General features: G+C 74.3%; 21 protein-coding genes. 10 read left to right on the top strand and 11 right to left on the bottom strand.

Annotated elements, in window-relative coordinates:
- The first annotated feature begins 237 nt into the window (after nucleotides 1-237).
- A complete protein-coding gene (locus IE332_RS27415) occupies nucleotides 238-1,107 on the top strand; it encodes an Fpg/Nei family DNA glycosylase (RefSeq protein ID WP_189921374.1) in 870 nt (289 codons plus the stop codon).
- Between the two features lie 40 nt (nucleotides 1,108-1,147).
- On the opposite strand, the gene IE332_RS27410 is transcribed toward IE332_RS27415, so the two are convergent.
- Nucleotides 1,148-2,005, bottom strand: a complete 858-nt coding sequence (locus tag IE332_RS27410; protein WP_189921372.1) for an SAM-dependent methyltransferase — start codon at nucleotides 2,003-2,005, stop codon at nucleotides 1,148-1,150.
- A 228-nt stretch (nucleotides 2,006-2,233) separates the two neighbouring features.
- Between IE332_RS27410 and IE332_RS27405 the strand changes: the two genes are divergently transcribed.
- The 5 genes from IE332_RS27405 to IE332_RS27385 all read left to right on the top strand — a co-directional run bounded on the left by IE332_RS27405 (nucleotide 2,234) and on the right by IE332_RS27385 (nucleotide 7,495).
- Entirely contained in the window at nucleotides 2,234-3,079 is an 846-nt protein-coding gene (locus tag IE332_RS27405; RefSeq protein ID WP_189921370.1) for a polysaccharide deacetylase family protein, read from the top strand.
- A gap of 154 nt (nucleotides 3,080-3,233) precedes the next feature.
- Nucleotides 3,234-3,566: a hypothetical protein gene (locus IE332_RS27400; RefSeq protein WP_189921368.1), complete on the top strand. Its 333-nt coding sequence runs from the start codon at nucleotides 3,234-3,236 to the stop codon at nucleotides 3,564-3,566.
- Nucleotides 3,567-3,711: 145 nt separating this feature from the next.
- Complete coding sequence (locus IE332_RS27395) at nucleotides 3,712-4,794, top strand: class I SAM-dependent methyltransferase (RefSeq protein ID WP_189921366.1); 1,083 nt, start codon at nucleotides 3,712-3,714, stop codon at nucleotides 4,792-4,794.
- 130 nt (nucleotides 4,795-4,924) lie between these two features.
- Nucleotides 4,925-5,797 carry a sulfurtransferase gene (locus tag IE332_RS27390; RefSeq protein ID WP_189921364.1) on the top strand — a complete coding sequence of 291 codons (873 nt, stop codon included), beginning with the start codon at nucleotides 4,925-4,927 and terminating at the stop codon, nucleotides 5,795-5,797.
- Nucleotides 5,798-5,965: 168 nt separating this feature from the next.
- The gene (locus IE332_RS27385) at nucleotides 5,966-7,495 is read left to right on the top strand and encodes a M1 family metallopeptidase (protein WP_189921362.1); all 1,530 of its coding nucleotides are present in this window, start codon (nucleotides 5,966-5,968) and stop codon (nucleotides 7,493-7,495) included.
- A 119-nt stretch (nucleotides 7,496-7,614) separates the two neighbouring features.
- On the opposite strand, the gene IE332_RS27380 is transcribed toward IE332_RS27385, so the two are convergent.
- The 5 genes from IE332_RS27380 to IE332_RS27360 form a co-directional block, all read right to left on the bottom strand.
- Entirely contained in the window at nucleotides 7,615-8,424 is an 810-nt protein-coding gene (locus tag IE332_RS27380; protein WP_189921360.1) for an AAC(3) family N-acetyltransferase, read from the bottom strand.
- Between the two features lie 138 nt (nucleotides 8,425-8,562).
- Complete coding sequence (locus IE332_RS27375; RefSeq protein WP_229928948.1) at nucleotides 8,563-9,141, bottom strand: GNAT family N-acetyltransferase; 579 nt, start codon at nucleotides 9,139-9,141, stop codon at nucleotides 8,563-8,565.
- Nucleotides 9,138-10,106 (bottom strand): NAD-dependent epimerase/dehydratase family protein, encoded by a 969-nt coding sequence (locus tag IE332_RS27370; RefSeq protein ID WP_189921358.1) that lies wholly within the window; start codon nucleotides 10,104-10,106, stop codon nucleotides 9,138-9,140. Before IE332_RS27370 ends, IE332_RS27375 begins: the two co-directional genes overlap by 4 nt.
- Nucleotides 10,107-10,171: 65 nt before the next feature.
- Entirely contained in the window at nucleotides 10,172-11,260 is a 1,089-nt protein-coding gene (locus tag IE332_RS27365; RefSeq protein ID WP_189921356.1) for an alkene reductase, read from the bottom strand.
- A gap of 34 nt (nucleotides 11,261-11,294) precedes the next feature.
- On the bottom strand, nucleotides 11,295-12,725 hold the full coding sequence (locus tag IE332_RS27360; protein ID WP_189921354.1) for a condensation domain-containing protein: 1,431 nt from the start codon (nucleotides 12,723-12,725) through the stop codon (nucleotides 11,295-11,297).
- A 225-nt stretch (nucleotides 12,726-12,950) separates the two neighbouring features.
- Between IE332_RS27360 and IE332_RS27355 the strand changes: the two genes are divergently transcribed.
- Nucleotides 12,951-14,252, top strand: coding sequence for an MFS transporter (locus IE332_RS27355; RefSeq protein WP_229928947.1), 1,302 nt, complete (start codon nucleotides 12,951-12,953; stop codon nucleotides 14,250-14,252).
- Between the two features lie 27 nt (nucleotides 14,253-14,279).
- Here the strand turns inward: IE332_RS27355 and IE332_RS42005 are convergent, their stop codons facing one another.
- Complete coding sequence (locus tag IE332_RS42005) at nucleotides 14,280-16,238, bottom strand: ABC transporter permease (RefSeq protein ID WP_189921351.1); 1,959 nt, start codon at nucleotides 16,236-16,238, stop codon at nucleotides 14,280-14,282.
- 234 nt (nucleotides 16,239-16,472) lie between these two features.
- On the opposite strand from IE332_RS42005, the gene IE332_RS27345 reads away from it, so the two are divergent.
- Nucleotides 16,473-17,804: a sensor histidine kinase gene (locus IE332_RS27345; protein ID WP_189921349.1), complete on the top strand. Its 1,332-nt coding sequence runs from the start codon at nucleotides 16,473-16,475 to the stop codon at nucleotides 17,802-17,804.
- A gap of 62 nt (nucleotides 17,805-17,866) precedes the next feature.
- A complete protein-coding gene (locus tag IE332_RS27340) occupies nucleotides 17,867-18,499 on the top strand; it encodes a response regulator (RefSeq protein ID WP_308437607.1) in 633 nt (210 codons plus the stop codon).
- A 53-nt stretch (nucleotides 18,500-18,552) separates the two neighbouring features.
- Here the strand turns inward: IE332_RS27340 and IE332_RS27335 are convergent, their stop codons facing one another.
- Nucleotides 18,553-19,011: a MarR family winged helix-turn-helix transcriptional regulator gene (locus IE332_RS27335; RefSeq protein ID WP_189921345.1), complete on the bottom strand. Its 459-nt coding sequence runs from the start codon at nucleotides 19,009-19,011 to the stop codon at nucleotides 18,553-18,555.
- A 156-nt stretch (nucleotides 19,012-19,167) separates the two neighbouring features.
- Between IE332_RS27335 and IE332_RS27330 the strand changes: the two genes are divergently transcribed.
- Entirely contained in the window at nucleotides 19,168-20,421 is a 1,254-nt protein-coding gene (locus IE332_RS27330; protein WP_189921343.1) for an alpha/beta hydrolase, read from the top strand.
- 152 nt (nucleotides 20,422-20,573) lie between these two features.
- Here IE332_RS27330 and IE332_RS27325 read toward each other — a convergent pair whose 3' ends face one another.
- From IE332_RS27325 to IE332_RS27315, 3 genes are all read right to left on the bottom strand, one after another.
- On the bottom strand, nucleotides 20,574-21,449 hold the full coding sequence (locus tag IE332_RS27325; RefSeq protein ID WP_229928946.1) for a class I SAM-dependent methyltransferase: 876 nt from the start codon (nucleotides 21,447-21,449) through the stop codon (nucleotides 20,574-20,576).
- A 149-nt stretch (nucleotides 21,450-21,598) separates the two neighbouring features.
- Nucleotides 21,599-22,489, bottom strand: coding sequence for an RNA polymerase sigma-70 factor (locus IE332_RS27320; protein WP_189921341.1), 891 nt, complete (start codon nucleotides 22,487-22,489; stop codon nucleotides 21,599-21,601).
- A complete protein-coding gene (locus IE332_RS27315) occupies nucleotides 22,486-23,058 on the bottom strand; it encodes a carboxymuconolactone decarboxylase family protein (protein WP_189921339.1) in 573 nt (190 codons plus the stop codon). Before IE332_RS27315 ends, IE332_RS27320 begins: the two co-directional genes overlap by 4 nt.
- Nucleotides 23,059-23,215 lie beyond the last annotated feature (157 nt).

Here is a 23,215-nt window from a genome sequence, read left to right as displayed (position 1 = left end):
CGGGGGTGGCCGCTCCGAGGGGCTGGATGATTTTCAGACTGCCGACTCTGTGGGTGGGGGTCGGGCGCCGTTGGCAGTCTGAAAATCACCCGCAACGCCCCTCTCCGCGCCCACCCCCTCCACCGCCCCCTCCCGCAGCGCGTCCCTCTCGCCTGGTGGGGTGTGGGGGAGGGTAGGTGGTGGGCGCGCGGGGCGTTGCCCGCGCGCCCACGGTGGGGGTCGGGGCAGACTGGGCGCATGCCGGAGTTGCCTGAGGTCGAGGCGTTGAGTGCGTACCTGTCCGAGCGGTTGACCGGGCGGGTGATCGCGCGGGTGCAGCCGGTGGCGATCAGTGCGTTGAAGACGTACGACCCGCCGGTGACGGCGTTGGAGGGGCGGACGGTCGGGCCGGTGACGCGGCGTGGCAAGTTCCTGGACATCGAGGCCGGCGGGTTGCACCTGGTGGTCCATCTGGCCCGGGCCGGCTGGCTGCGGTGGAAGGACGGCCTGCCTGACGAGCCGCCGCATCCGAGCCCCAAGAACCCGCTGGCGTTGCGGCTGCGCCTGGAGGGCGAGGCCGGGGACGGGTTCGATCTGACGGAGGCCGGGACGAAGAAGGGGCTCGCGGTGTACGTGGTCCGGGACCCGGCGGAGGTGCCGGGTGTGGCGAGGTTGGGGCCCGACCCCTTGGACCCGGGGTTCACGGTGGAGGCCTTCGCTGCTCTGGTGCGGGAGGACCGGCGCCGGATCAAGGGGCTGCTGAGGGACCAGAGCACGCTGGCGGGGGTGGGCAATGCCTACTCGGACGAGGTGCTGCACGCGGCCCGGATGTCGCCGTACAAGATCGCGGCCAGTCTGACGGAGGAGGAGACGGCCCGGCTGTACGGGGCGCTCGGCAGCACGCTGCGGGACGCGGTGGAGCGTTCGCGCGGGCTGGCGGCGGGGGAGCTGAAGGCGGAGAAGAAGCTCGGGTTGCGGGTGCACGGCCGGACCGGCCAGCCCTGTCCGGTCTGCGGGGACACCGTGCGGGAGGTGTCCGTCGCGGACTCCTCGCTGCAGTACTGCCCGACCTGCCAGACCGGGGGCAAGCCGCTGGCGGACCGGCGGATGTCGCGGTTGTTGAAGTGAGGCGGGGCACGGGGCCCCGCCTCGGCCGGCGGGCGTCCGGTCAGCGCTTGACGGCGACGCCGCCCCAGTAGTAGGCGGCCTTCGGGTCGGCCGGGGGTTCGCCGTCCGGGCGCCAGGCCAGGACCGGGGCGACGCCCGGCTCGATCAGTTCCCAGCCGTCGAAGAAGCGGACCACGTCGTCGTAGCCGCGCGGGACCAGGGTCATCCCGCCGGCCCTTGCGGCCTCGGCGACCTTGCCGACGGCCTCCGGGTCGAAGTCCGGGGTGGGGGTGGTGAGGGCGATGCAGCTGCCGGCGGGGAGGGCGTCGCGCAGTGCGGCGACCCGGCCCCACGGGTCGTCCTCGTCGGCGATCAGCATCAGCACGGCGATCATCAGCAGGCCGACCGGCTGGGTGAGGTCGAGGGTGGAGGTGAGCGCCGGGTCGGCGAAGAGCTCCTCGGGCTTGCGCAGGTCGGCGTGGATGTAGGTGGTCCGGCTGGCCGGGCTGGAGACCATCAGTGCCCGGGCGTGGGCGAGCACGATCGGGTCGTTGTCGACGTAGACCACCCGGGTGCCGGGGCTGACCGTCTCGGCGATCTCGTGGGTGTTGGGCGAGGTGGGGATGCCCGTGCCGAGGTCGAGGAACTGGCGGATGCCGTGCTCCCGGGCCAGGTGGCGGACGGCCCGGCCCTGGAACGCGCGGTTGGCCTTGGCCATCTCCTTGACGCTCGGCACGGCCTGCTCGATGGCCTGGCCCATGGCGCGGTCCGGCGGGAAGTTGGTCTTGCCGCCCAGCCAGTAGTCGTACACGCGCGCCGAGTGCGGGGCGGTGGTGTCGACTCCGAACCGTTCCCACTGGCTCAGCTCGGTGGCGTCGTCCTGCGGGGCGTGCTCGGGGAAGTCCTGACTTGTCGTCATGGCCACGTCCTCTGATGGCAGATCATCACACTGGGGAGGCACAGCGTAGCGGTCCTGACGGGTGGTCTGGCGTCCGGTCGGGGAAGGTGGGGGAGGGTCGGGGGCGGGGTGTGCGTACGGGGGTCCCGGGCTTCCTTTCGGGTGTGCCCTTGGGCTGTCGGAGTGGTGATCGGGGCCGTAGGGGGCGCCTCCGGGGAGCGGCGGTGACGGCCGGGGGAAGTATTCCGCATGCTGTCAGATCGTCAGATTACTTCGCGAAGATTGTTGCTGGTCGCGGCCGGGATGTCCCTGCTGGGGGCGGCCGCCGGCTGCCGGAGCCCCTGGAGCGGTGGCGGGGAGGTCGCGGCCGAGGCGGGGGTGGACGAGAGCGCCCTGCCGGTGGCGCCGCCGGCGCCGGGTGCCTTACCGGCCACGCCGCCGCCGGCCCCCTCGGCCGCCGCGCCGAGCGTGGTGCCCGTGCACAAGGTGCTCACGGCGGCGGAGGCCAAGCCGGTGTACGAGCTGGACGCCGAGCGGCGGGTGGTGGCGCTCACCATCGACGACGGCCCGGACCCCCGGCACACGCCCACCGTGCTGGCGCTGCTCCAGCAGTACGGGATCCGGGCGACGTTCTTCCTGATCGGGGAGAACGCCGTCGAGCACCCGGCGCTGGTGCGGGAGATCGCCGACCACGGCCACCACATCGCCAACCACACCTGGACCCACCCGGACCTGCGGCACATGTCCGATGCCAAGGTGCGGGACGAGCTGGAGCGCACCTCCGACCTGCTGCACAAGACCACCGGGCGGCTGCCCACCTGGTTCCGCGCGCCCGGCGGGGACTGGTCCGACGCCTCGCTCAAGGTGGCCGCGGACCTGGGGATGCGGAACATGGCCTGGTCGGTGGATCCGCGGGACTGGGCCCGGCCGGGGACCTCGGTGATCACCGACCGGATCCTCAAGGACGTCCGGCCCGGGGCGATCGTGCTCAACCACGACGGTGGCGGGGACCGCTCGCAGACGGTGGCGGCGTTGAAGACGTACCTGCCGGTGCTGATCGACTCGGGGTACTTCTTCACGGCTCCGCCCAACTGAGAGCACTCGTGCGGGCGGTGAGGTAGCGGCTTTTCCGGCTAAACCACTCGAATGGGTGGATTGGGAGAACCGTTTCTGCGGATTTTGGGCCTCTAGGGTGATCTCGCACCAATTAATCAGGTACCGCCGCGTACCACCTGAAAGGCCCTCACCCATGCGTCTCCGCAACACCTTTCTCGCCGCCGTCAGCGCCGCCGCCCTCGTCCTCGCCGTGCCGACCTCCGCCAACGCGGCCACCGGTGACTTCCTCTACAAGGTCGGCCCCCTCCCAGGCGTTCCGGCCGGGATGGCCGACCCGGAGAGCGGCAAGTGCATCGACCTGTTCGGGGCCACCGAGCAGGACCCGGCGTTCGCGCCGGAGAACTTCACCACCTCGACGGCCACGGTCTTCCTCGAGGCCGAATGCAACGGGGACGTCTACCGCGTCATGAAGCCCGGCGACAGGCTCGGCAAGACGCTGAAGCTGCGCTCCGTCGTCTTCTCCTGAGGTCGGGACCGCCGCCGACGCGCGGGCGGCCCGGTGACCGGTGGTGACCGGTCGGCGGGCCGCCCGTTCTGTTGGGGCGGCCACGGCGGCGGCGTAGCGTGAAGAGGGGAGGATGCCGCTGGTCCCGCCGACGGAGGAGGAAGCGATGTCCGTACGGGAACTGGACGCGGAGAGGCAGGAAGCCTTCGCCGGGCGCGTGGTGGACGTCCTGAACGACGCCTGTCTGGGGCTGATGACCAGCCTCGGCCACCAGACCGGGCTGTTCGACCTGATGGCGGGCCTCGCCCCGTCGAGCAGCGAGGAGATCGCGCGGGCCGCCGGGCTCAACGAGCGCTACGTGCGCGAATGGCTGGGCGGGATGGTCGTCGGCGGGTTCGTCGAGTACGACCCGGAACACGGCACCTACACGCTGCCGCCCGAGCACGCGGCGTCACTGACCACGGCGGCCGGGCCGGACAACCTGGCGGGGATGATGCCCTTCCTCGCGATGATGGGCGAGGTCGAGCAGGAACTGCTCGGCCACTTCCGTACCGGGGGCGGGATGCCGTACTCGGCGTACCCGCGCTTCCAGCAGCTGCAGGCCGAGGAGAGCGCGCGGGTGTACGACCTGGCGCTGGTGGACGCGATCGTGCCGCTGGTGCCCGGGCTCACCGAGCGGCTGCGGGCCGGCATCGACGTGCTGGACGTCGGCACCGGGGAGGGGCACGCCGTCACGGTGCTGGCGAAGGCCTTCCCGGCCAGCCGGGTCACCGGTATCGACATCGCCGAGAACGGCATCGCCGCCGCCCGTGCCTCGGCGGCCGAACTCGGGCTGGACAACGCCCGGTTCGAGGTGTCGGACTCGGCGGAGATCAGCGGTTCGTACGACCTGGTCACCGCGTTCGACGTGATCCACGACCTCGCCCGGCCGACCCGCACCCTGGCCGCCGTCGCGGGCGCGCTGCGGCCCGACGGGGTCTTCCTGATGGGCGACGTCGCCGCCAGCAGCAGGCTGGAGGAGAACGTCGAGCACCCGCTCGCCCCGGCGCTCTACGCCTTCTCGACCTTCTACTGCATGACGGTCTCGCTCGGCGAGGGCGGCGAGGGGCTCGGGACGGTCTGGGGCGAGCAGACCGCCCGGCGGATGCTGGCCGAGGCCGGGTTCCGGTCGGTCGAGGTGGAACGGGTCGAGGGGGACATCCTGAACCTGTACTACGTGGCGCGGCTCGACGGCGCCGCGGCGGCCTGACACGGCCGGGGTGGCCCGGGCCGGGCGGTCGGCGTACGTTCGAAGGGTCCGGCCCGTTCGCGGTGCGCCGGTGCGTGCGCGCCCGGAGGTCCGGTCCGTGCAGCCCTGGGCGGAGTGAAGGAGGCACGGGATGACCGGCAACGGCTACGCACACCCCGAGGCGCTGGTCCACACCGAGTGGCTGGCCCACCACCTGGACGACGGCACCGTCCGGGTGGTCGAGGTGGACGAGGACACCACCGCGTACGACCGCGACCACATCCCCGGCGCGGTCGGCTGGAACTGGACCACCGACCTGCACAGCAGGGTCGGCCGAGACTACGCCGACCGCGACGGCGTCCAGCACCTGCTGCGGGCGGCCGGGGTCGAGGACGACACCACCGTGGTGCTGTACGGCGGCAACAACAACTGGTTCGCCGCGTACGCCTACTGGCTGCTGCGGCTGCGCGGCTTCGGGCCGGTGCGGCTGCTGGACGGCGGGCGCAAGAAGTGGGAGCTGGAGGGCCGCGAACTCACCCCCGAGGTGATGGACTACCAGCACACCGGGTACCGGCTGACCGGGCCCGAGCGGCCGGAGCTGCGGGCGCTGCGGGACGAGGTGCTGGCCAAGGCCGAGGTGTTCGCCAAGCCCGGGGCGGACGCGGTGCTGGTGGACGTCCGGTCGCCGGCCGAGTTCCGGGGCGAGCTGATCGCGCCCCCGCACCTGCCGCAGGAACAGGCGCAGGTGCCCGGGCACATCCCCGGCGCGGTGAACATCCCCTGGTCGCAGGCGGCCAACGACGACGGGTCGTTCCGGTCGGCGGAGGAGCTGCGGGCGCTCTACGCGGGCAAGGGCGTGTCGACGGAGCGCGAGGTGATCGCCTACTGCCGGATCGGCGAGCGGTCCGCGCACACCTGGTTCGCGCTCACCGAGCTGCTCGGGTACCCGCACGTGAAGAACTACGACGGCTCGTGGACGGAGTACGGCTCGCTGGTGCGGGCGCCGGTGACGCTCGGGTCCTGAGGTACTGGTGGGGTGGGTGTGGTGATGTGACACCGTCGCGGCCTTGCTGCGACGGTGTCATTTCGGCGCGTTTCTTTTCATGAACATCTCACAATCAGGGAGTGGAACAGGCGCCTCCGGGACAAGGATCGATCCGACCCATCGTTCCGGTGATCCCTGGAGGACCACGTGCGCAAGAGGCTGATCGTCTCCGCCGCCAGTGCCCTGAGCCTGTTCCTGGCCGTCCCCGCCTCGGCAGCAGACTTCCAACCCGGCGCGGCCGGCGCGGGCGACTCCTACTACCCGACCTACGGCAACGGCGGATACAACGTCTCGCACTACGACATCCGGCTGAAGTACCAGCCCGCCACCGACGAACTCGAAGGCACCACCACCATCCTGGCCACCGCCACCCAGGACCTCTCCCGGTTCAACCTCGACTTCGCGCTGAACGTCTCCGAGGTCCGGGTCAACGGGCGGCCCGCGGCGTTCAAGACCAGCGGCGAGCAGGAGCTGGAGATCACCCCCGCCCGGCCGCTCGCCAAGGGCAGCCAGGCCACCGTGGTGGTCCGCTACAAGGGCGTGCCGTCCACCGTGAAGAAGTACGGCTTCACCGCGTGGCTGCGCACGCCGGACGGAGGGGTGGCGGCCGGCGAGCCCGAGGGCGCGTGGTGGTGGTTCCCGAGCAACGACCACCCCAGTGACAAGGCCACCTTCGACGTCTCGGTGCTGGTGCCGGACGGCAACCAGGTGATCAGCAACGGCATCCTGACCGGCACCTCCTCCTCGGCCGGCTGGACCCGCTACAGCTGGCGCGAGAACAAGCCCCAGGCGACATATCTGGCCACGCTCGCGGTCGGCAAGTTCGACGTCTCCACGGACACCACGGCCGGCGGGCTGCCCGTCTACACCGCGTACAGCAAGGACCTCGGCGAGAACGCGGACGCGGCCAGGGCCAGCGTCGAGCGCACCGGCGAACTGGTCGACTGGCTGAGCGGCTACTTCGGCGACTACCCGTTCAGCTCGATCGGCGGCTACGTCCCCAACGTGCCCACCGGCTACGCGCTGGAGAGCCAGACCCGGGTCTTCTACAGCCCCCGGCAGTTCGCCAAGGGCACCAACACCTCGGTGGTCGTGCACGAGCTGGCCCACCAGTGGTACGGCGACAGCGTCTCGGTCGCGCGCTGGAGCGACATCTGGCTGAACGAGGGCTTCGCCCGGTACTCGCAGCTCCTCTGGTCCGAGCACGAGAACGAGGGCACCGCTCAGGAGCTGGCCGACTACATCTACGCCTCGCACCCGGCCGACGACGCGTTCTGGACCGTCAAGCCGGGTGACCCGGGTGCCGACAACCAGTTCTCGGGCGCCGTGTACGACCGGGGCGCGGTGGCCATCCAGGCGCTGCGCAACACCGTCGGCGACGAGAAGTTCTTCCAGATCCTGAAGGGTTGGCCCACCGAGCGCCGCTACGGCAACGCCACCGTCCAGGACTTCCAGGCGTACGCGGAGAAGGTCTCCGGCAAGAAGCTCGGTGACCTCTTCCAGACCTGGCTGTTCACCCCCGCCAAGCCGGCCGTCGGACCGGTGCCGGCGGGCACCGCCGCCGCTGCGGCCTCGCTGGCGCCGGGCGCGGACCGGGCCGACGGGCAGCTGCCGGCGGAGCCCAAGTCCTGGAAGAAGATCCAGGAGACCAACTCCCTTCACGACAGCAGGCACTGACGCCCGGGCGCGGGGTGGGGTGACGTGAGGTGAGGTGAGGTCCGGGGGTGGCCCGGCGGGCCGTTCGGGAACGGGCGGGCGGCCGGGCCACGCCGTTGGTGGGCCTGGCTCCTGGCGGGCTACGCCGGGGTCGGGCCGTCCGCGGCCAGCAGCTCGGTGAGGCGGCGGACGGCGAAGGGTATGAGGTCGCGGACCGGGACCAGCCGGCAGGACGCGGCCCCGACCGGCACCGCGCGGATGCCCGCCCGCTCCTCGAACTCCCGCCCCACCACCGGGAAGTGGGTGTCGTTGTCGTCCCCCACGTCCGGCGCCTCGATCCAGACCCGCTCGCCCTGGATCGCCATCGGGAAGCGGCGGAGCTTCAGCCGGCGGTTGGGCGCGAAGGTCTCGGCGTAGTGCAGGAAGGTGTTGCGGTTGTGCCCGACACCGACCAGCAGCACATGGCCGCCCAGGTCGTGCAGGGCGCCGAACGGCGACTCCCGCCCGACCGCGAAGCCGAGCGACCGGCGGGCGGTCACCTCCCGGGCGTGCGCCCCGACGGCGGCCACCGAAACCTGCGGATGGGTGCTGCGCAGGCTCTCCGGCAGGGCGCGCAGGGCCTCCGCCACCGCGCCCGTCCGGGAGGGCAGGCCGGGATGGAACAGCGGGACGGCGGCCCGGAGTTCGGCGAGCTCGGGGCCCGGCGGGCCGCCCTGCCCGGGCGCCGGGTCGCGGACCGTGTCGGTGGTGAAGGTGGGCGCCGCGACGGTGCCGGCCGGCCCGACCGCCTCGCGCAGGCTGGCCACCACGGCCGCCGCGCCGCCCTCGACCCGGCCGAGGCTGGAGAGCGAGGAGTGCACGATCAGCGCCATGCCCGCACGGACGCCCACCCGGCGCCAGCCTTCCACGAGGTCGGCGGTGGTGAGCGGGGTGGTGCCCGGTGTGGTCATGGTGCCCCCTGATGGTGCGGGTGGTGGTGTTGGTGGCGCCGGTGGTGGTGCCGGGCCGGTGCGTTGGTGGTGCTGGATCGTTCGGGGCCGACCATAGCGGGTGGCACTGACAACGGGTCAGGAAGGGGGTGTGCCGGGTCAGTCCACGGCCGGGCTGCGCCGCTCCAGCAGGAGGACGTCACGCCAGCGGCCGTCCAGCCGGCCGATCCGCTCCCGGGTGCCGACCACCCGGAAGTCGGCCCGGCGGTGGAGCGCGAGGCTCGCGGTGTTCTCGGGGAAGACACCGGCCTGCACGGTCCAGATCCCGGCGGCGTCGGTGGAGGCCACCAGGGCTTCGAGCAGGGCGTGTCCGACACCCAGGCCCCGCGCGGCCGGGTCGACGTAGACGGAGTGCTCGACCACACCCGCGTAGGCGCGACGGCCCGAGACCGGGGAGACGGCGGCCCAGCCGAGGACGTGGTCGGGGGCGTCGGGGGCGTCGGGGGTTTCGGGGACTCCGGGGACTCCGGGGGTTCTGCGGGTTGCGGGGGTTGCGGGGCCGAGGGCCACCAGGCGGTGGTCCGGGAGCTTGGCGGCGTCGAAGGCCGCCCAGGTGGGGGCGGTGGTCTCGAAGGTGGCGTCGCCGGTGTCGATGCCGGCGCGGAAGATCGCCAGGACGGCCTCGGCGTGCTCGGGGCGCATGGCGGTGATGCGCGGGGAGAGGGGCCCGGTGGTCATCGGGCGTCCGCCTCGGCCAGGGCCCGGGCCTCCTGCTCGACGGTGAAGCCGTGGCCGAGCGGCGGCTCGCCGCGGCCCCGGTCCCAGGCGAGCACGTCGGCGACGGTGACGGCGAGCGGCGTCGCCGGCAGGCCGGCGGCCCGGGCTCTGGCCGGGTCGCGCTGCTGGCCCGGCCAGAGCGGCTCGGCCCGGACCAGCGGGAAGAACGGCGGCGGCGCCGTCTCCGGCGGCACCGGGACGACCTCCACCTCGGTGCCCGCGACCTCCGCGCAGGTGGCGATCAGCCCGCCCAGGGTGGTCGGCTCGGCCGGGCCGACGGCGTGGAAGGCGCCCGGCCGGCCGTCCTCGACCAGCCGGAGCACCAGCCGGGCCAGGTCCCGCGCGTCGACCAGCTGGACCGGCTGCTCCGGGCGGCCGGGCAGGGCGGTCCGGCCGCCCCGCGCCGCCCGGCGCGCCCAGTACGTGAGCCCGCGTTGCCCGTCGTGCGGCCCGGCCACCTTTCCGGGCCGCACGATCGTCGCCCGGTCGCCGTAGCGGGCGGTGACGGCCTCCTCGCAGGCGACCTTGAGCCGGCCGTAGGTCTCCTCGGTGAGCTCCTCGGCCTCGCGCAGCGGGGCGCGGAGCGGGGCGGACTCGTCCGAGCCCGGGGCGAGCCCGTCCTGGGCGTAGACGGCGTGGCTGGAGACGAAGAGGTAGCGGCCGACCCGGTCGCCGAGGACGGCCGCGGCCCGGTCGACCTGGTGCGGGTGGTAGCCGCTGACGTCCACCACGGCGTCCCAGTGGCCCTCGCGCAGGGCGGTGAGGTCACCGGTGTCGCGGTCGCCGAGCAGGTGGCGGGCGTCGGGGAACAGGCCGGGGTTGGTCCGGCCGCGGTTGAACAGGGTGACCTCCGCGCCGCCGCGCAGGGCGTCGTCGGCGATCGCGCGGCCGACGAAGGAGGTACCGCCGAGGACGAGGATCCGCATGGGCTCCAGGGTAGGACCGGGCGGCGGGTCTTCTGGTGGGTCTTCGGCGGGTCGGTGGGCTCCGGTCAGTCGGTGAGCTTCGGGTAGTCGGTGAAGCCGGTCGCCGTCTGGCCGTAGAGGTGTGTCGGGTCGACGGGGGTGAGTGGGGCGTGGGCGGCGAACCGTTCCGGCAGGTCGGGGTTGGCGATGAAGGCGCGGCCGTAGGAGACCAGGTCGGCCAGCCCGGCGGCCAGTACCGCCTCGCCGCGCTCCCGGTCGGTGGGGGCGCGGTTCTCCCCGACGTTGGCGATCAGTGGGCCGGACCAGCGGGGGCGCAGGTCGGCCAGCGCCGGGTAGTCGTCGTTGTCGGTGAGGTGGAGGTAGGCCAGGCCGAGGCCGTCCAGCTCGGGGAGCAGCGCCCGGTAGACCGGCGCCGGGTCGGCCTCGTGCATGCCGAACTGCGGGTTGCCGGGGGAGAGTCGCAGGCCGAGCCGGTCCGGGCCGATCGCGTCCGCGACCGCCGTGACCAGCTCGATCGGGAAGCGCAGCCGGCCGGTGAGGGTGCCGGGGCCGTACTCGTCGGTGCGCAGGTTGGTGTTGTCGGCGAGGAACTGGTGGATCAGGTAGGAGTTGGCGCCGTGCAGTTCGACGGCGTCGAAGCCGGCGTCGAGTGCGTTGCGGGCGGCGTCGACGTGGTCGGCGATCGCCTGGCGGATCTCCTCGCGGGTCATCTCGCGCGGGGTGACGGCCGCCGCCTTGGCGCCGTCCTTGACGTGCACCGGGCCCGGCGCGGGGACGGCCGAGGGGCCGGCCGGCAGGTCGCCGAGCAGCCGGTTGAGCGGGTGGCCCTGACGGCCGCCGTGCATCAGCTGGGCGACGACGCGCCCGCCGGCCGCGTGCACGGCCTGGGTGACCGTGCGCCAGCCGGCCGTGTGCGCGGGCGTCTCCAGGCCGGGCAGCCGCCAGCCGGACTGGCCCCGGCTGCTGGGCCAGATGCCCTCGGTGACGATCAGGCCGGCGCTCGCGCGCTGGGCGTAGTACTCGGCGACGACGGGCAGCGGCGTACCGTCCTCGGCGGCCCGGTAGCGCGTCATCGGGGCCATGACGACGCGGTTGGGGAGGTCGAGCGAGCCGAGGCGGTACGGGCTGAGCAGGGATTCCGTGGTGGTGGTCATGCCGGTACGGTAAAACTTGACACCGGTGTCAGGTTCAAGCCTCGGCGGCTGCTCCGGTGGCTGCCGTCGCGGCCGTGGCCGCCGTCTCCGTTCCGGCTGCCGCGCCGGCCTCGGTGAGGATCAACTCTTCCATGCCGTACAGGAATCGCTCCATCGCGGGGCGCGGGAGCACGGACGGGTCCGCCGTCATGGTGAGGCTCAGCGCCTCGGGGGACTGCAGGGCGTCCAGGGCGTAGGTCAGGCCGGGGCGCGGTTCGAACTCCACCGGCCAGCTGAGTGTGGTCCGGTCGTCGCCGGGGTCGGGGGTGGGGCCGTCGCCGGGGTCGGGGGCGGCCGGGACCAGCTCCCGGGTGTCGTTGAACACGCAGGAGCGGTCGGCGAGTTCGACCCCCTCGGCGGTCGCGGCCGCGATCTCGGCGGCCAGCGCGAGCTTGTCGTAGTAGGCGTGGCGGTAGGTGCCGATCGCGGCGGCGTGGGTGCGGCGCACCACCTCGCCGAACTCCGCGCCGGCGTCCGGGAGGTGGAACAGGCCGTCGCCGGCGACCACGCTCACCGCGTTGGTCAGCTCGGGCAGGAAGCGGTTGTTGACCACGACGTTCAGCACGGCCTCGGTCGTCCCGGCGAGCCGGGCGGTCATCGTGGCCGCCGCGGCGAGCAGGACGGAGGAAGTGCTCACCCGGTGAGCGCCGGCCACCCGCTCGACCGCCCGGGGCAGGGCGGGGGAGCGGAGCACGGCGTTCGGGAACGTGGCGGCCGGGGGTGGGGAGAGCGGGTCCTGGGCGGTCGGTGGGAACAGTCGCGGCGGTCCGAGCCGCAGCTTGCGGACGAACTGCTTGCGGGCGCCCACGTCCCGGCGGACGCCGCGCTCGGAGGTCTGGAACTCGGCCTCCTCCAGCGGCTGTCGGCCGGGTTCGCGGAGCTTCGCCAGCTCCTCCGGGGAGGTGCCGAGGCTGAGTGCGGTCAGGTCCGCGACCAGCCGGCTCATGCCGGAGCCGTCGACCGCGGTGTGGGAGAGCACCAGGCTGATGTGCCGGGCCAGTCCGTCCACTGTCACCACGCCGACCCGGATCGGCCACTGCTCGCCGGTGTCGAACGCGCGGGCCGCCAGTTCCGCGTGCAGCCGGGCGCCGAGCTCGCCCGGGTCGTCGGCTCCGGCGGCGTCCGCCAGTTCGACGGACAGGACCCCTGCCGGGTCGACGACCTGGCGCAGCCGCCCGTCCCCGTCCGGGAGCAGTCGGGTGTGCAGTGAGTCGTGCAGGTGCAGCAGCTGCTCCAGTGCGCCGAGCACGACGGGCAGCGGCAGTCCGGGGTCCAGCGGCGCCGCCGTGGTGATGTTGTAGCGCGGCGCGTCGGCCGGGGGCAGTCGGCGTACGGCGTCCCAGATGGCCTGTTGGCCCCAGGTGGCCGGTCCGGACCCGGACCGTCCGGACGAGAAGGCGATCTCCAGCAGTTGACGAGTGCTCACCGTGAGGCTCTCCGTAGGGCGGTGGTCATGACGTCGTGCCGGTGCGTTGGGAGCGCGGGGTGCTGCTGGGGAGAGTGTGGCGTACCGCCCGCCGCGCGTCGAGGGCCCGGCCCCCGGGGTGGTGGTTCGGGTGGGGGTTCCGTAGGTCTCTCGACATGAAGTATCTTGATGTCGAGATTGACGGTGATCACGCGACAGGGGCCTGCCATGCGGGGGAACGGACTGATGGCGCAGCTGCGGAAGCCACCGGGCGGGCGCGACGCGCGGATCATGCTGATGGCGCAGTGCGTCGACCGGACCGGCACCGGGGTGTGGGCAGCCGCCTCGGTGCTCTACTTCACCTACGTGTGCGGGATGGACGCCGGACGGCTCGGACTGCTGCTCGGGGTGGGCGCGGTGGCCGGGATCGCCGGATCCCCGCTGGCCGGACGGGCGGCCGAGCGGGTGCCCGTGAGGTGGCTGCTGATCGGCTGCCACCTGCTGCGGATCGGGACCATGGGCCTGCTGCTGGTCGTCGACGACTTCGCGGCGCTGCTCCCGGTGGTCGCCCTGACCTGCCTGGCCGAGCGGGCCGCCAAGACCCTGGAGATGCTGTTCGCCACCCGGGTCGCGGGCGAGCGGCGCAGCACCTACCAGGCGCTGTTCCGCAGTGTGGCCAACGCCGGGTACGCGCTCGGAGCGGGCGTCTCGGCGGTCGGCCTGGCCGTCGGCACCACGGCCGCCTACCGGACGCTGATCCTGGCCAACGCGCTCTCCTTCGTCCTGGCCGCGGCGCTGGTCTGGCGCACCCGGGAACCGGCCGGGCGCGGGCTGGTCACGGCGCCCGCCGGCCCCGGCGGGCAGCCCGCGGCCGGGCCGGACGCCGCACCCAGCCCCTGGCGGGACAAGGGCTACCTGCTGTTCGTCCTGCTGGACATGCCGCTGAACCTCGACGACTCGATCCTCAACGTGGGCCTGCCGCTCTGGCTCGTCCACCACACCGGCGCGCCGCACGCCGTCGTCCCGGTCTTCCTGGTCCTCAACACCGTGCTCGTGGTGCTGCTGCAACTGCGCGTCTCGACGCTCGCGGAGGGCCCGCGCGGAGCGGCCGCGGCCGTGCGCTGGTACGGGGCGACGCTGCTCGGCAGCTGCCTGCTGATCGTGCTCGCCACCGGCGCCGGGCCGTGGACGGCCTCGATCGCGCTGCTGGCCGCCGCGATGCTGGTCACCCTGGCCGAGCTGATGCGGTCGGTGAGCTCCTGGGAGCTGGCGGTCGTCCTGGCGCCGCCGGGCGCCCGGGCCTCCTACCTGGGGGTGGCCGGGATGTCCCAGTCGGTGCAGAAGTCGGCCGGCCCGCTGCTGCTCACCGGAGTGGTGATGGCGGCCGGCCCGGTGGGCTGGCTGGGACTCGGCGCGGCGACCGTCGGCCTCGGCGCGCTCCAGCGCCGGGCGAGCCTGCGCCGGCTGGCGGCGCTGGGGACGCCGGCGGTTCCGGCGGCCGGCCCGGTGGCCGAGCCGTCGAAGCGGGCGGGTGCGAACGCCGGCTGAGCGGGCCGGCGGCGCAGGGGTTTCCGGTCAGCGGGCGGCGGCCGTGACCGGGCGGGTGCGGAGCATCCAGGCCGCCGCCGGGGCGGCGCAGAGGACCGCCAGGAGGAGGGCCCCGGCGGTCACCAGCCCGACCGGGCGCCACGGCAGCGCCCAGGGCGCCGGTGCGCCGAGGACGGCCAACGCGGCGTGCACGGTGCCGAGTTGGGCGCCGGTCACGGCACAGCCGAGCAGCGCGCCGACCGTCACCACCAGCACCGCCTCGGCGGTCACCAGGCGGACCACCTGGGCCCGGGTGGCGCCCGCGAGCCGCAGCAGGGCGAGTTCGCGGCGGCGGTCGGCGGTGGTCGTGGCGAGCGTGTTGGCGAGCGCGATCCCGGTGTAGACGAGCGCCAGGCCGAGCACGAGGACGGTCCTGAGCCAGGCGATCCGGCCGTTGGAGGGCGCGGTCGCGGCGAGCCAGTCGGCCCGGGTGAGCACCGTCGCCCCGTACGGCCGGGCGGCGGCGCGGGCGTCGGCGAGGGCGGCCGTACGGTCCGCGCCGGGGGCGAGCCGGAGCTCGATCCGGTCGACGCGGGCGCCCGGGGCGTTGGCGGCGGTGACGTACACGCCGTTGTCGCCGAGGCCGTCGCCGAGCACCGCGGCCACCCGCAGGGCCGTCCGGCTGCCGTCGGCGCGGACCACCGGCACCTGCTCGCCGACCGTACGGCCCCACTCGGCGGGCAGCACCAGGGAACCGTCGTCCAGGGCGGCGGGGTCGCCGGCGAGCAGGGGGAGGCGGGCGAGCGCGGTCAGGCCCGCCGGGTCGGCGGCGCGGGCCCCGGTACGGACCGTGACGCCGTCCGGTTCGGTCAGGGCCAGCCGGGTGGGTGCGGTCGCCGAGAGCGCCGCCAGGCCCGGGACGGCGCGCAGGGCCGCGGTCAGTCGGGCGTCGACCGGTTGGGGTGTTTCCGGCTGGTCCGTGACCTGCTGGGCGTCGACCGGCCGGGCCGAGGGGGTGGCGGGGACGACGACCAGGTCCGCCGCCGTCCGCGAGCCGGCCTCGGCGGCGCGGGCGGCGCTCACCGTGCCCAGCGCGCCCGCCAGCGAACCGGTCAGCGCCACCGCCACCAGCACCGGCGCGGCCACCGCACCCGTACGGCGCAGCGCGGAGCCGGCGTTGGCCCGCACCAGCCGGCCCGCGTACCCGGCGAGCCGGGCGGGCAGCAGCCGGCCGAGCACCCGCACCAGCAGCGGCGCGAGCAGCGGTGACAGCAGGCCGCACGCGCAGATCAGCCACATCGGCTGGGTGGTGTACGTCTTGCGGTGCAGCAGGTCGGCGGGGTCGGTGGCGAGCGCGGTGCCGGCCAGGACGGCGGCGGTGAGCAGCAGCCCGAGACCGAGCAGGAGGCGGCCGCGGGTCAGCACCCCGGTGTCGAGGTCGGCCGCGCTCAGGGCGTCCAGCGGACCGACCCGGCCGGCCCGGCGGGCGGCCACCGCCACCCCGGCCACGGCGACCAGCAGCCCGGTCCAGAACGCGGCGTGCAGCGGCCAGGCGGAACCGCTCGGGGCGAATCCCGGCGGAGCCATGCCGACCCCGGCCAGCCACCGCACCAGCGCCGGCGCGCCCAGCCGGCCGAGTCCGCAGCCGACCGCCGAGGCGGCCGTGCCGAGCAGCAACGCCTCGGCGAGCACCGTCCGGCGCACCTGCGCGCGGGTGGCGCCGGCCAGCCGGAGCAGACCGAACTCGCGGCGGCGCCGGACGACGGCGTACGAGTACGTGGAGGCGACCACGAACGCCGAGACGAACGCGCTCACCCCGCCCGCCGTGCCCAGCGCGGCCACCAGAGAGACCAGATCCCCGCCGCCGGGCGGCGCGTCGACCGCGGCGGCGAGGCCGAGCAGCATCACGGCGGTCATCGCGACGCCGAGGGCCAGGGCGAGGAAGGCGCCGAGCAGGGAGGGCCAGCGCGTGGCCAGGGAGGAGAGGGCGATCCGCAGCATTCTCATGGCGTCCAGCGAACCGGCCGGGGGCGGCCGCGGTCAGCGGGCCAGGGTCTACTGCGGAGGGTAGGGAGGGCTCTACCGGCGTTGCCCGTAAGGGGCGGGCGGGGGCCGGACGGGCGTCTGACCGGGGCCTGCCAGGGGCGGCCTTGGGCCGAAGGTAGGCCAGGCCCTACCGACGGCGCGCCGGCCCGCTGCCTAGGGTGGGTGGGCAGCGGGCGGTTCGAGGACGGGGGCACGATGAGCGGGCGGACGGCGGTCTCGGCGGTCGCGGGGGACGGGGCGGACGTGGGGAGGGTCCGGTGGCCGGCGGCGCGGGTGGACTTCCTGCGCTCCGGCGCCCCCTGGCGGGCGGCCGGGTACCTGCTGGCCACCGGGCTGAGCGGCCTGCTGCTCTGTGCCGGCCTGCTGGTGTCGGGGGTGGTCGCCGGGGTCCTGGCGGTGGTGCTGGTCGGGCTGCCGCTGGCGGCGGCGCTCGCCCTGGCCGGGGTGCCGACCGCGGCCTGGGAGCGCCGGCTGGTCCGCTTCCTGGACGGCGGCCGCGTCCCGGACCCGCACCTCCTCCCCGAACGCCCGGGCCTGGAGGCCTGGTTGCGGCTGCGCTACCGCGAACAGGCGACCTGGCGGGAGCTGGGCTTCACCCTGCTCGCCGCATTCGTGCTGTGGCCGATCGACCTGGCGGTGGTCGGCTGCGCCCTCACCGTGCCCGGCTACCTGATCGCCGCGCTGCCGCTGCTCCTGCTGGACGGCGAGCAGGTGAACGTGCTCAAGCTGGCCGAGGTGCACTCGCCCGCGCTGGCCGCCCTGCTCGGGCTGGCCGGGCTGCTGCTGCTCCCGCTGCTGGCCTACCCGCTGGCGGCGGTGGCCGCCGCGCGGGCGGCGCTGGCCCGGCTGGTGCTGGCACCGGGCGCGCAGGAACAGCGGATCGGCGAACTGGTGCGCTCCCGCGCCCGGTTGGTGGACGCCTTCGAGGCGGAGCGGCGCCGGATCGAGCGCGATCTGCACGACGGCGCCCAACAGCGCCTGGTGGCCCTGGCGATGACGCTCGGCCTGGCCCGGCTGGACGCGCCGGCCGACGGCCCGCTGGCCGCCCGGCTGGCCGACGCCCAGCGCGAGGCGGGCGAAGTCCTGGCCGAACTACGGGAGTTGATCAACGGTATCCATCCGCAGGTGCTCACCGACCAGGGCCTGCCGGAGGCCTGCGCGGACGCCGCCGACCGCTCGCCGATCCCGGTCGCCACCCGCTTCGACCTGCCCGGCCGACTGCCCGCGCCGGTCGAGTCGGCCGGCTACTTCGCCGTCACCGAGGCGCTCGCGAACCTGGCCAGACACAGCGGCGCGAGCGCCGCGACGGTCGACGGCCGGTACGCCGACGGGCGGCTGACCGTCGAGGTGCTGGACGACGGCCGCGGCGGCGCCGACCCGGAGCGCGGCACCGGCCTGACCGGGCTGGCCGACCGGATCGCCGTCCTGGACGGCACCCTGACGGTCAGCAGTCCGCCCGGCGGACCGACCCTGGTGCGGGTGGAGATCCCCTGTGCCCCGATCGACCGAGGAGCAGCGCGACGATGAGTGGAGCGGTGGTGGACGGGCCGGTGACGGACGGGACAGGCGCGGCGGTGGGCCTGCGGGTGGTGGTCGCGGAGGACGGCGTGCTGCTGCGGGAGGGCCTGGTCGGCCTGTTCGCCCGGTTCGGGCACGAGGTGGTGGCGGCCGTCGGCGACGCCGAGGCACTGGTCGCCGCCGTCGAGGAGCACCGGCCGGACCTCGTCGTCACGGACGTCCGGATGCCGCCGGGCCAGACCGACGAGGGCCTGCGGGCCGCCCTCGCGCTGCGCGAGCGGCTCCCCGCGCTGCCGGTCCTGGTGCTCAGCCAGTACGTCCAACGTTCGTACGCGGCCCGGCTGTTGGACGCCGGGGACGGTCGCGGCGTCGGCTACCTGCTGAAGGACCGGATCGGGCAGATCGAGGAGTTCGTGGCGGCCGTCGCCGCGGTGGCCGCCGGTGGCACGGTGGTGGACCCGGAGGTGGTGCGGCAGCTGCTGCGCCGCCGCCGGGACCCGCTGGAGCGGCTCACCCCGCGCGAACGCGAGGTGCTGGCGCTGATGGCGGAAGGCCGGTCGAACGCGGCGATCTGCCGGGAGCTGGTGGTCTCGGAGGCGGCGGTGAGCAAGCACATCGGCAACATCCTGCTGAAGCTGGACCTGCCACCGGCCGAGGAGACCCACCGCCGGGTGCTGGCGGTCCTGGAGTTCCTCCGGGCCTGAGCGCCCGGTCCCGGCGCCCTGGGGTTCTAAGACGGGCCCCAGGCGGGCGGGATTCAGAGCCGGTCGTAGACGGCGGACAGCCGGTGCAGGACCTCGGCGGCGCGGTCGAGCGCCTCGGCGTCGTAGTCGGCCAGGTCGGCGTGCAGGGCGTCGGTGAGCGCCTCCTGGCGCTGCCGGTGCCGTTCGCGCCCGGCGTCGGTGAGGGTGACCACGACGGAACGCTTGTCCTCGGGCGGCCGGGTGCGGGTGACGTACCCCGCCGCGACCAGGCCGTTGACCAGCTGGGTGGTGGCGGCTCCGGTGGTCTCGGTGCCCGCGGCGAGCCCGCTGATGGTCAGCGGCCCCTGGTCGGCCAGGGTGCGCAGGGCGCGGGCGTGGGTGAGGGAGAGGGCGCCGGGGGTGCGGGTGGCGCGGCCGCGCAGGCGGGCGTCGGCTGCGCTGAGGCGGTAGGCGGCGCGGGACAGGCGGTCCAACGCCTGGGCGCGGTCGGGGGTGGGCGGCTGCTCGGCCATGGTCGGCGCTCCTCGGTGGGGTGGCGGCGGGCGGTCGGGGCGGGCGGGTTGACAGCAGCCTAGTCTAAGTACTTAATGACTAAGTACTTATTCATTAAGTACTTAGCCAACTTCGGGGCGGCTCGACCCCGCCCCCGATCTCAGGAGGAGACCGTCATGACCGTCCGTTCGACCGGCCAGAGCTGGGCCCTGGACATCGCCCTCGCCCAGGGCGGCTTCGACGCGCTGCACCCCGAGGCCGTCGGAACCATGGAGCAGCTCGGCCACGACCACACCGACTTCGCGAAGGTGTTCGCCCTCGTCCGCAGCGGCGCGATGCTGCCCAAGGCGTGGGCGACCGTCGCCGGCCAGGCCGAGGAGCGCGCCGCCCACCACGAGCGCGGCGGCTTCGCGCAGACCGCCGCCGACCTCTACCTGCGGGCCGCGGTGATGTGGGGCCGGGCCCAGTACTCGATCTTCGACGCCGCCGACCCGCGCAAGGCGGCCATGCGCGCGCACGCCGACCACTGCGTGGCCCGCCTCGGCGCCCTGCGCGACGGGCGGGTGCGCAGGGTGGAGCTGGACTTCGAGGGCGGGCGGATCCACGCCCTGCTGCACCTGCCCGCCGGACCCGTCCGGAACGCGCCGGCCGTCATCCTCGGCCCCGGGATGGACATGATCAAGGAGGACTACATCTGGGCCGCCGAGCGGTACTACACCTCCCGCGGGATGGTCGCGCTCTCCGTCGAAGGCCCCGGCCAGGGCGAGACCCGGGCCGGCGGACTCACCGTCGACCTCACCAACTACGAGCGGGCGATCGGCCGTTACCTCGACCACCTGGCCGCGCTGCCGGAGGTCGACGCCGACCGGATCGGCATGTTCGGCATCTCGATGAGCGGCTACTGGGGCTCCCGGGCGGCCGCCACCGACGGACGGCTGGCCGCCCTTGCCGCCTTCGAGGCCGTCACCGGCGACTTCGCGACCATCTTCGAGCGTGCCCAGCCGACCTTCAAGAACAACTACATGTACATGGCCGGGTACACCGACGAGGCGGCCTTCGACCGCGACCTCGCCCACCGGATGCCGCTCGGCGACCTGGTGGCCGACATCACCTGCCCGGTCCTGTACGGCATCGGCGAGTTCGACGAGCTCACCGACCTCGGCCAGGCCCTGGAGAGCTTCGAGCGGATCCGGGCGCCGAAGGAACTGCGGGTCTACGAGGACGAGTTCCACCCGCTCGGCGGCGTGGCCGCCGAGGCGTTCCGGTTCGGCGCCGAGTGGCTGGAGCGGGCCCTGAACGGTGAACTCGCCGAGCCGGGCCGCGATGTCCGCCACTACGTCCACCGCGACGGCCGCACCACCGACGGCACCGCCGACCCCGCCTGGTGGCTCGGCGCCACCCCCGCCCGCCTGGCGGCGGTCCGGGCGTAGGGCGCGTCTTGCGGATCTTTGCCGGGTCCGCGACGACAAGATCCGCAGGACGCGCCCCAGGCGCGGGACTGAGCCCGCGGGAACGGCGCCCGGCGCGCGGGCGGGGCCGTCCCGCGCGCCGGGCTGCCGCTTCCAGGGCGTGTCCTGGCGGCTCAGGAGCGGGTGGCGGTGACGAGGTGGTAGTCGAGGAGGCGGTCGCGCCAGGCGGGGAGGAAGTTGCGGGTCCAGTGGCCGGGTGGGACGGTGTCGACGAGGTAGCGGTCGAGGCCGGGCCAGACGTCGGGGCCGATCGACTCGGTGCGGAGGTCGGTGAAGCCGGCGTCGGCGAGGTCGGCGGTGAAGCCGGCGAGGGGGTGCGGGACGTCGAGGCCGTCGGCGAAGCTGGCGAGGAGGATCTTCAGGCGTTCGGCGACCTCGGGGCCCTCGGCGGTGAAGAAGGTGGTGACGGCGAGGCGGCCGCCGGGGCGCAGGACGCGGGCGGCCTCGTGGGCGAAGCCGGTGAGCTCGCGGAAGTGCTGGGCGGCTTCCACGGAGTAGACGCCGTCCAGGGTGGCGGCGGCGAAGGGGAGTTGGTCGGCCGAGCCGATGGTGTAGGCGAGCCGGTCGGGGTAGGTGGCCAGCGCCTTGGCGTTGACGGCGCGGGCGCGTTCGACCTGGTCGGGGTGGATGTCGACCCCGGTGACGGCGGCGAAGCGGAACTCCCGGAGCGCGAGGGCGGCGCCGAGGCCGCGGCCGCTGCCGACCTCGGCCAGCCGGAGCCGCTCGGGTGGTTCGGGGAAGGTCCGCAGGACGCGGCGGTACAGCTGCTCCTGGCTGTGGATCCGGTCCTCGGGGGTGAGTGAGGTGAGGTCGATGCCGTGCCAGTCGCCGAAGTTGATGAAACCTCCGGCGAAGCTGGCCGCTTTGGAGAGATCGCCCGCGCCGTAAGTCTGGCGCACGGTCGGGGGGATGCGGTTGTGGTCCATGGGCCGCTGGGTCTCCTGCTCGGTGGGCGCCCGGCCGTCGGGCGCGCCGAGGTACGTACCCAAACCGGTGGTCGTCCGAACACGGTACGTGATGGGCCGGTGTGCTCGGTGGGAAAAGGGCGCGGCGGTGTTCCGAGGGGGCTCGGAACACCGCCGCGCGACCGGGGGCGGCTACCGGCGCGGTCGGCCGGCGGCCCTGCGGCCCTGGGGGGCTACCGGGTGAGGGCGGCGGGCACGTCGAGCCGGGTCAGCTTCTGCGGGTTGCGGACGATGTAGACCCGGGTGACCAGGCCGTCCGCCACCGCGAGGCTGATCACCGACAGCTCGCCGCCGAGGTCGATCCGGCCGGCCGGCGCGCCGTTCAGCCACAGCGTCCCGGTGTCGAACGCGACCGGCGCGCGCTGGGCGCGGGCGAGCAGCGCCGCCACCGCGTCGGCGCCGTGCAGCGGGGCGAGCAGGGCCGCCGCGATCCCGCCGCCGTCGGCGATCAGGACCACGTCCGGTGCCAGGACCTCCATCAGGTCCTGCAACCGCCCGGTGCGCAGGGTCGCGAGGAAGCGTTCCACCACCCGCTCCTGCTCGGAGCGGGTCACCCGGACCCGGGGCCGGCGGGCCGCCACGTGCCCGCGCGCCCGCCGGGCGACCTGCCGGACCGCGGCCGGGGTCTTGCCGAGGGCCTCGGCGATCTCCTCGTACGGCAGCTCGAAGACCTCGCGCAGCACGAAGACGGCCCGTTCGGTCGGCCCGAGGGTCTCCAGCACGGTGAGCATCGCGAACGAGACGCTCTCCGCGAGCTCGACGTCCTCGGCGACGTCGGGGCTGGTGAGCAGCGGCTCGGGCAGCCACTCGCCGACGTACTGTTCGCGCCGGCGGGACAGCGTCCGCAGGCGGTTGAGCGACTGGCGGGTGACGATCCGGATGAGGTAGGCCCGCGCGTCCCGGACCCGTGCCGGGTCGACGTCGGCCCACCGCAGCCAGGACTCCTGCAGCACGTCCTCGGCGTCGGCGGCCGAGCCGAGCAGCTCGTAGGCGACGGTGAAGAGCAGACTGCGATGGGTGACGAAGGGGTCGGTGCCCGTCTCGGCGGCCGGGGCGGTCGTCATGCCGGCCGCACCCCGGTGGCGGGGCGCGCGGCCAGCGGGATCTCGCAGGACTCGGAGAACCCCTGGGAGGAGACGCCGTTGGCGATGTTGTTCCGGGCGGCCATGTTGACGAAGGCGACGTAGGCGGTGAGTTCGACCATCGCCGCCGCTCCGAGGACGTCGAGCAGGTCCCCGTACTGCTCGTCGGTGACGGTCGGCGGCGTGACGGACACGGCCTCGGCGTACGCCATCACGTCCCGCTCCAGCGGCGTGAACAGCTCCGAGGCGCGCCAGTTCGGCACCTGGCTGGCCTTGGCGAGGTCCAGGCCCTTGTGCTGGGCCTGGAAGTAGTTGATGTCCAGGCACCAGCTGCAGCCGACCAGTGCGGCCACGGCCATGTGGGCGTAGGACTTGAGGCTGTCGTCGAGCGCGTCCCAGGCGGCGATCCGGCCGGCGAACTCCGTGTTCGCGGTGGCGACCCCGGGGTTGTGCCAGATCACCTCGGTGGGCTCGAAGACGGCGCCGAACGCCGCGATCATGGACTCGCTGAGCTCGGCGGGCAGCTGGGCCTTGGGCAGGCGGAGTGCCATGGGGGTCCTCCTCGTGTGGTGGTCCGTTCGGACATGAAGACACCGGAGGGCGGGCGGCTGTGACAGCCGGGGGACGATCGGGAGGGAGACCCGGGAGGAAGTCCGGGAGAAAAATCACCGCCGGGCGGGGCGGCCGGTTCGCTACAGTCCGCGAGGA

The sequence above is a fragment of the Kitasatospora xanthocidica genome, assembly GCF_014656195.1.
In the GTDB taxonomy this organism is placed as follows: Bacteria; Actinomycetota; Actinomycetes; order Streptomycetales; family Streptomycetaceae; genus Kitasatospora; species Kitasatospora xanthocidica.
Note: the sequence above shows the minus strand (reverse complement) of the source record. Positions and strands in the feature narration are given on the sequence as shown.

Excerpts from the sequence above, each read along its gene's own strand:
- IE332_RS27395 (WP_189921366.1), top strand. The coding sequence starts at position 3,712 with ATGTCCGTACGGGAACTGGACGCGGAGAGGCAGGAAGCCTTCGCCGGG.
- IE332_RS27400 (WP_189921368.1), top strand. The coding sequence starts at position 3,234 with ATGCGTCTCCGCAACACCTTTCTCGCCGCCGTCAGCGCCGCCGCCCTC.
- IE332_RS27335 (WP_189921345.1), bottom strand. The coding sequence starts at position 19,011 with ATGGCCGAGCAGCCGCCCACCCCCGACCGCGCCCAGGCGTTGGACCGC.
- IE332_RS27375 (WP_229928948.1), bottom strand. The coding sequence starts at position 9,141 with ATGACCACCGGGCCCCTCTCCCCGCGCATCACCGCCATGCGCCCCGAG.
- IE332_RS27345 (WP_189921349.1), top strand. The coding sequence starts at position 16,473 with ATGAGCGGGCGGACGGCGGTCTCGGCGGTCGCGGGGGACGGGGCGGAC.
- IE332_RS27380 (WP_189921360.1), bottom strand. The coding sequence starts at position 8,424 with ATGACCACACCGGGCACCACCCCGCTCACCACCGCCGACCTCGTGGAA.
- IE332_RS27315 (WP_189921339.1), bottom strand. The coding sequence starts at position 23,058 with ATGGCACTCCGCCTGCCCAAGGCCCAGCTGCCCGCCGAGCTCAGCGAG.
- IE332_RS27365 (WP_189921356.1), bottom strand. The coding sequence starts at position 11,260 with ATGACCACCACCACGGAATCCCTGCTCAGCCCGTACCGCCTCGGCTCG.
- IE332_RS27405 (WP_189921370.1), top strand. The coding sequence starts at position 2,234 with ATGCTGTCAGATCGTCAGATTACTTCGCGAAGATTGTTGCTGGTCGCG.
- IE332_RS27415 (WP_189921374.1), top strand. The coding sequence starts at position 238 with ATGCCGGAGTTGCCTGAGGTCGAGGCGTTGAGTGCGTACCTGTCCGAG.
- IE332_RS27370 (WP_189921358.1), bottom strand. The coding sequence starts at position 10,106 with ATGCGGATCCTCGTCCTCGGCGGTACCTCCTTCGTCGGCCGCGCGATC.
- IE332_RS27390 (WP_189921364.1), top strand. The coding sequence starts at position 4,925 with ATGACCGGCAACGGCTACGCACACCCCGAGGCGCTGGTCCACACCGAG.
- IE332_RS27355 (WP_229928947.1), top strand. The coding sequence starts at position 12,951 with ATGGCGCAGCTGCGGAAGCCACCGGGCGGGCGCGACGCGCGGATCATG.
- IE332_RS27410 (WP_189921372.1), bottom strand. The coding sequence starts at position 2,005 with ATGACGACAAGTCAGGACTTCCCCGAGCACGCCCCGCAGGACGACGCC.
- IE332_RS42005 (WP_189921351.1), bottom strand. The coding sequence starts at position 16,238 with ATGAGAATGCTGCGGATCGCCCTCTCCTCCCTGGCCACGCGCTGGCCC.
- IE332_RS27320 (WP_189921341.1), bottom strand. The coding sequence starts at position 22,489 with ATGACGACCGCCCCGGCCGCCGAGACGGGCACCGACCCCTTCGTCACC.
- IE332_RS27330 (WP_189921343.1), top strand. The coding sequence starts at position 19,168 with ATGACCGTCCGTTCGACCGGCCAGAGCTGGGCCCTGGACATCGCCCTC.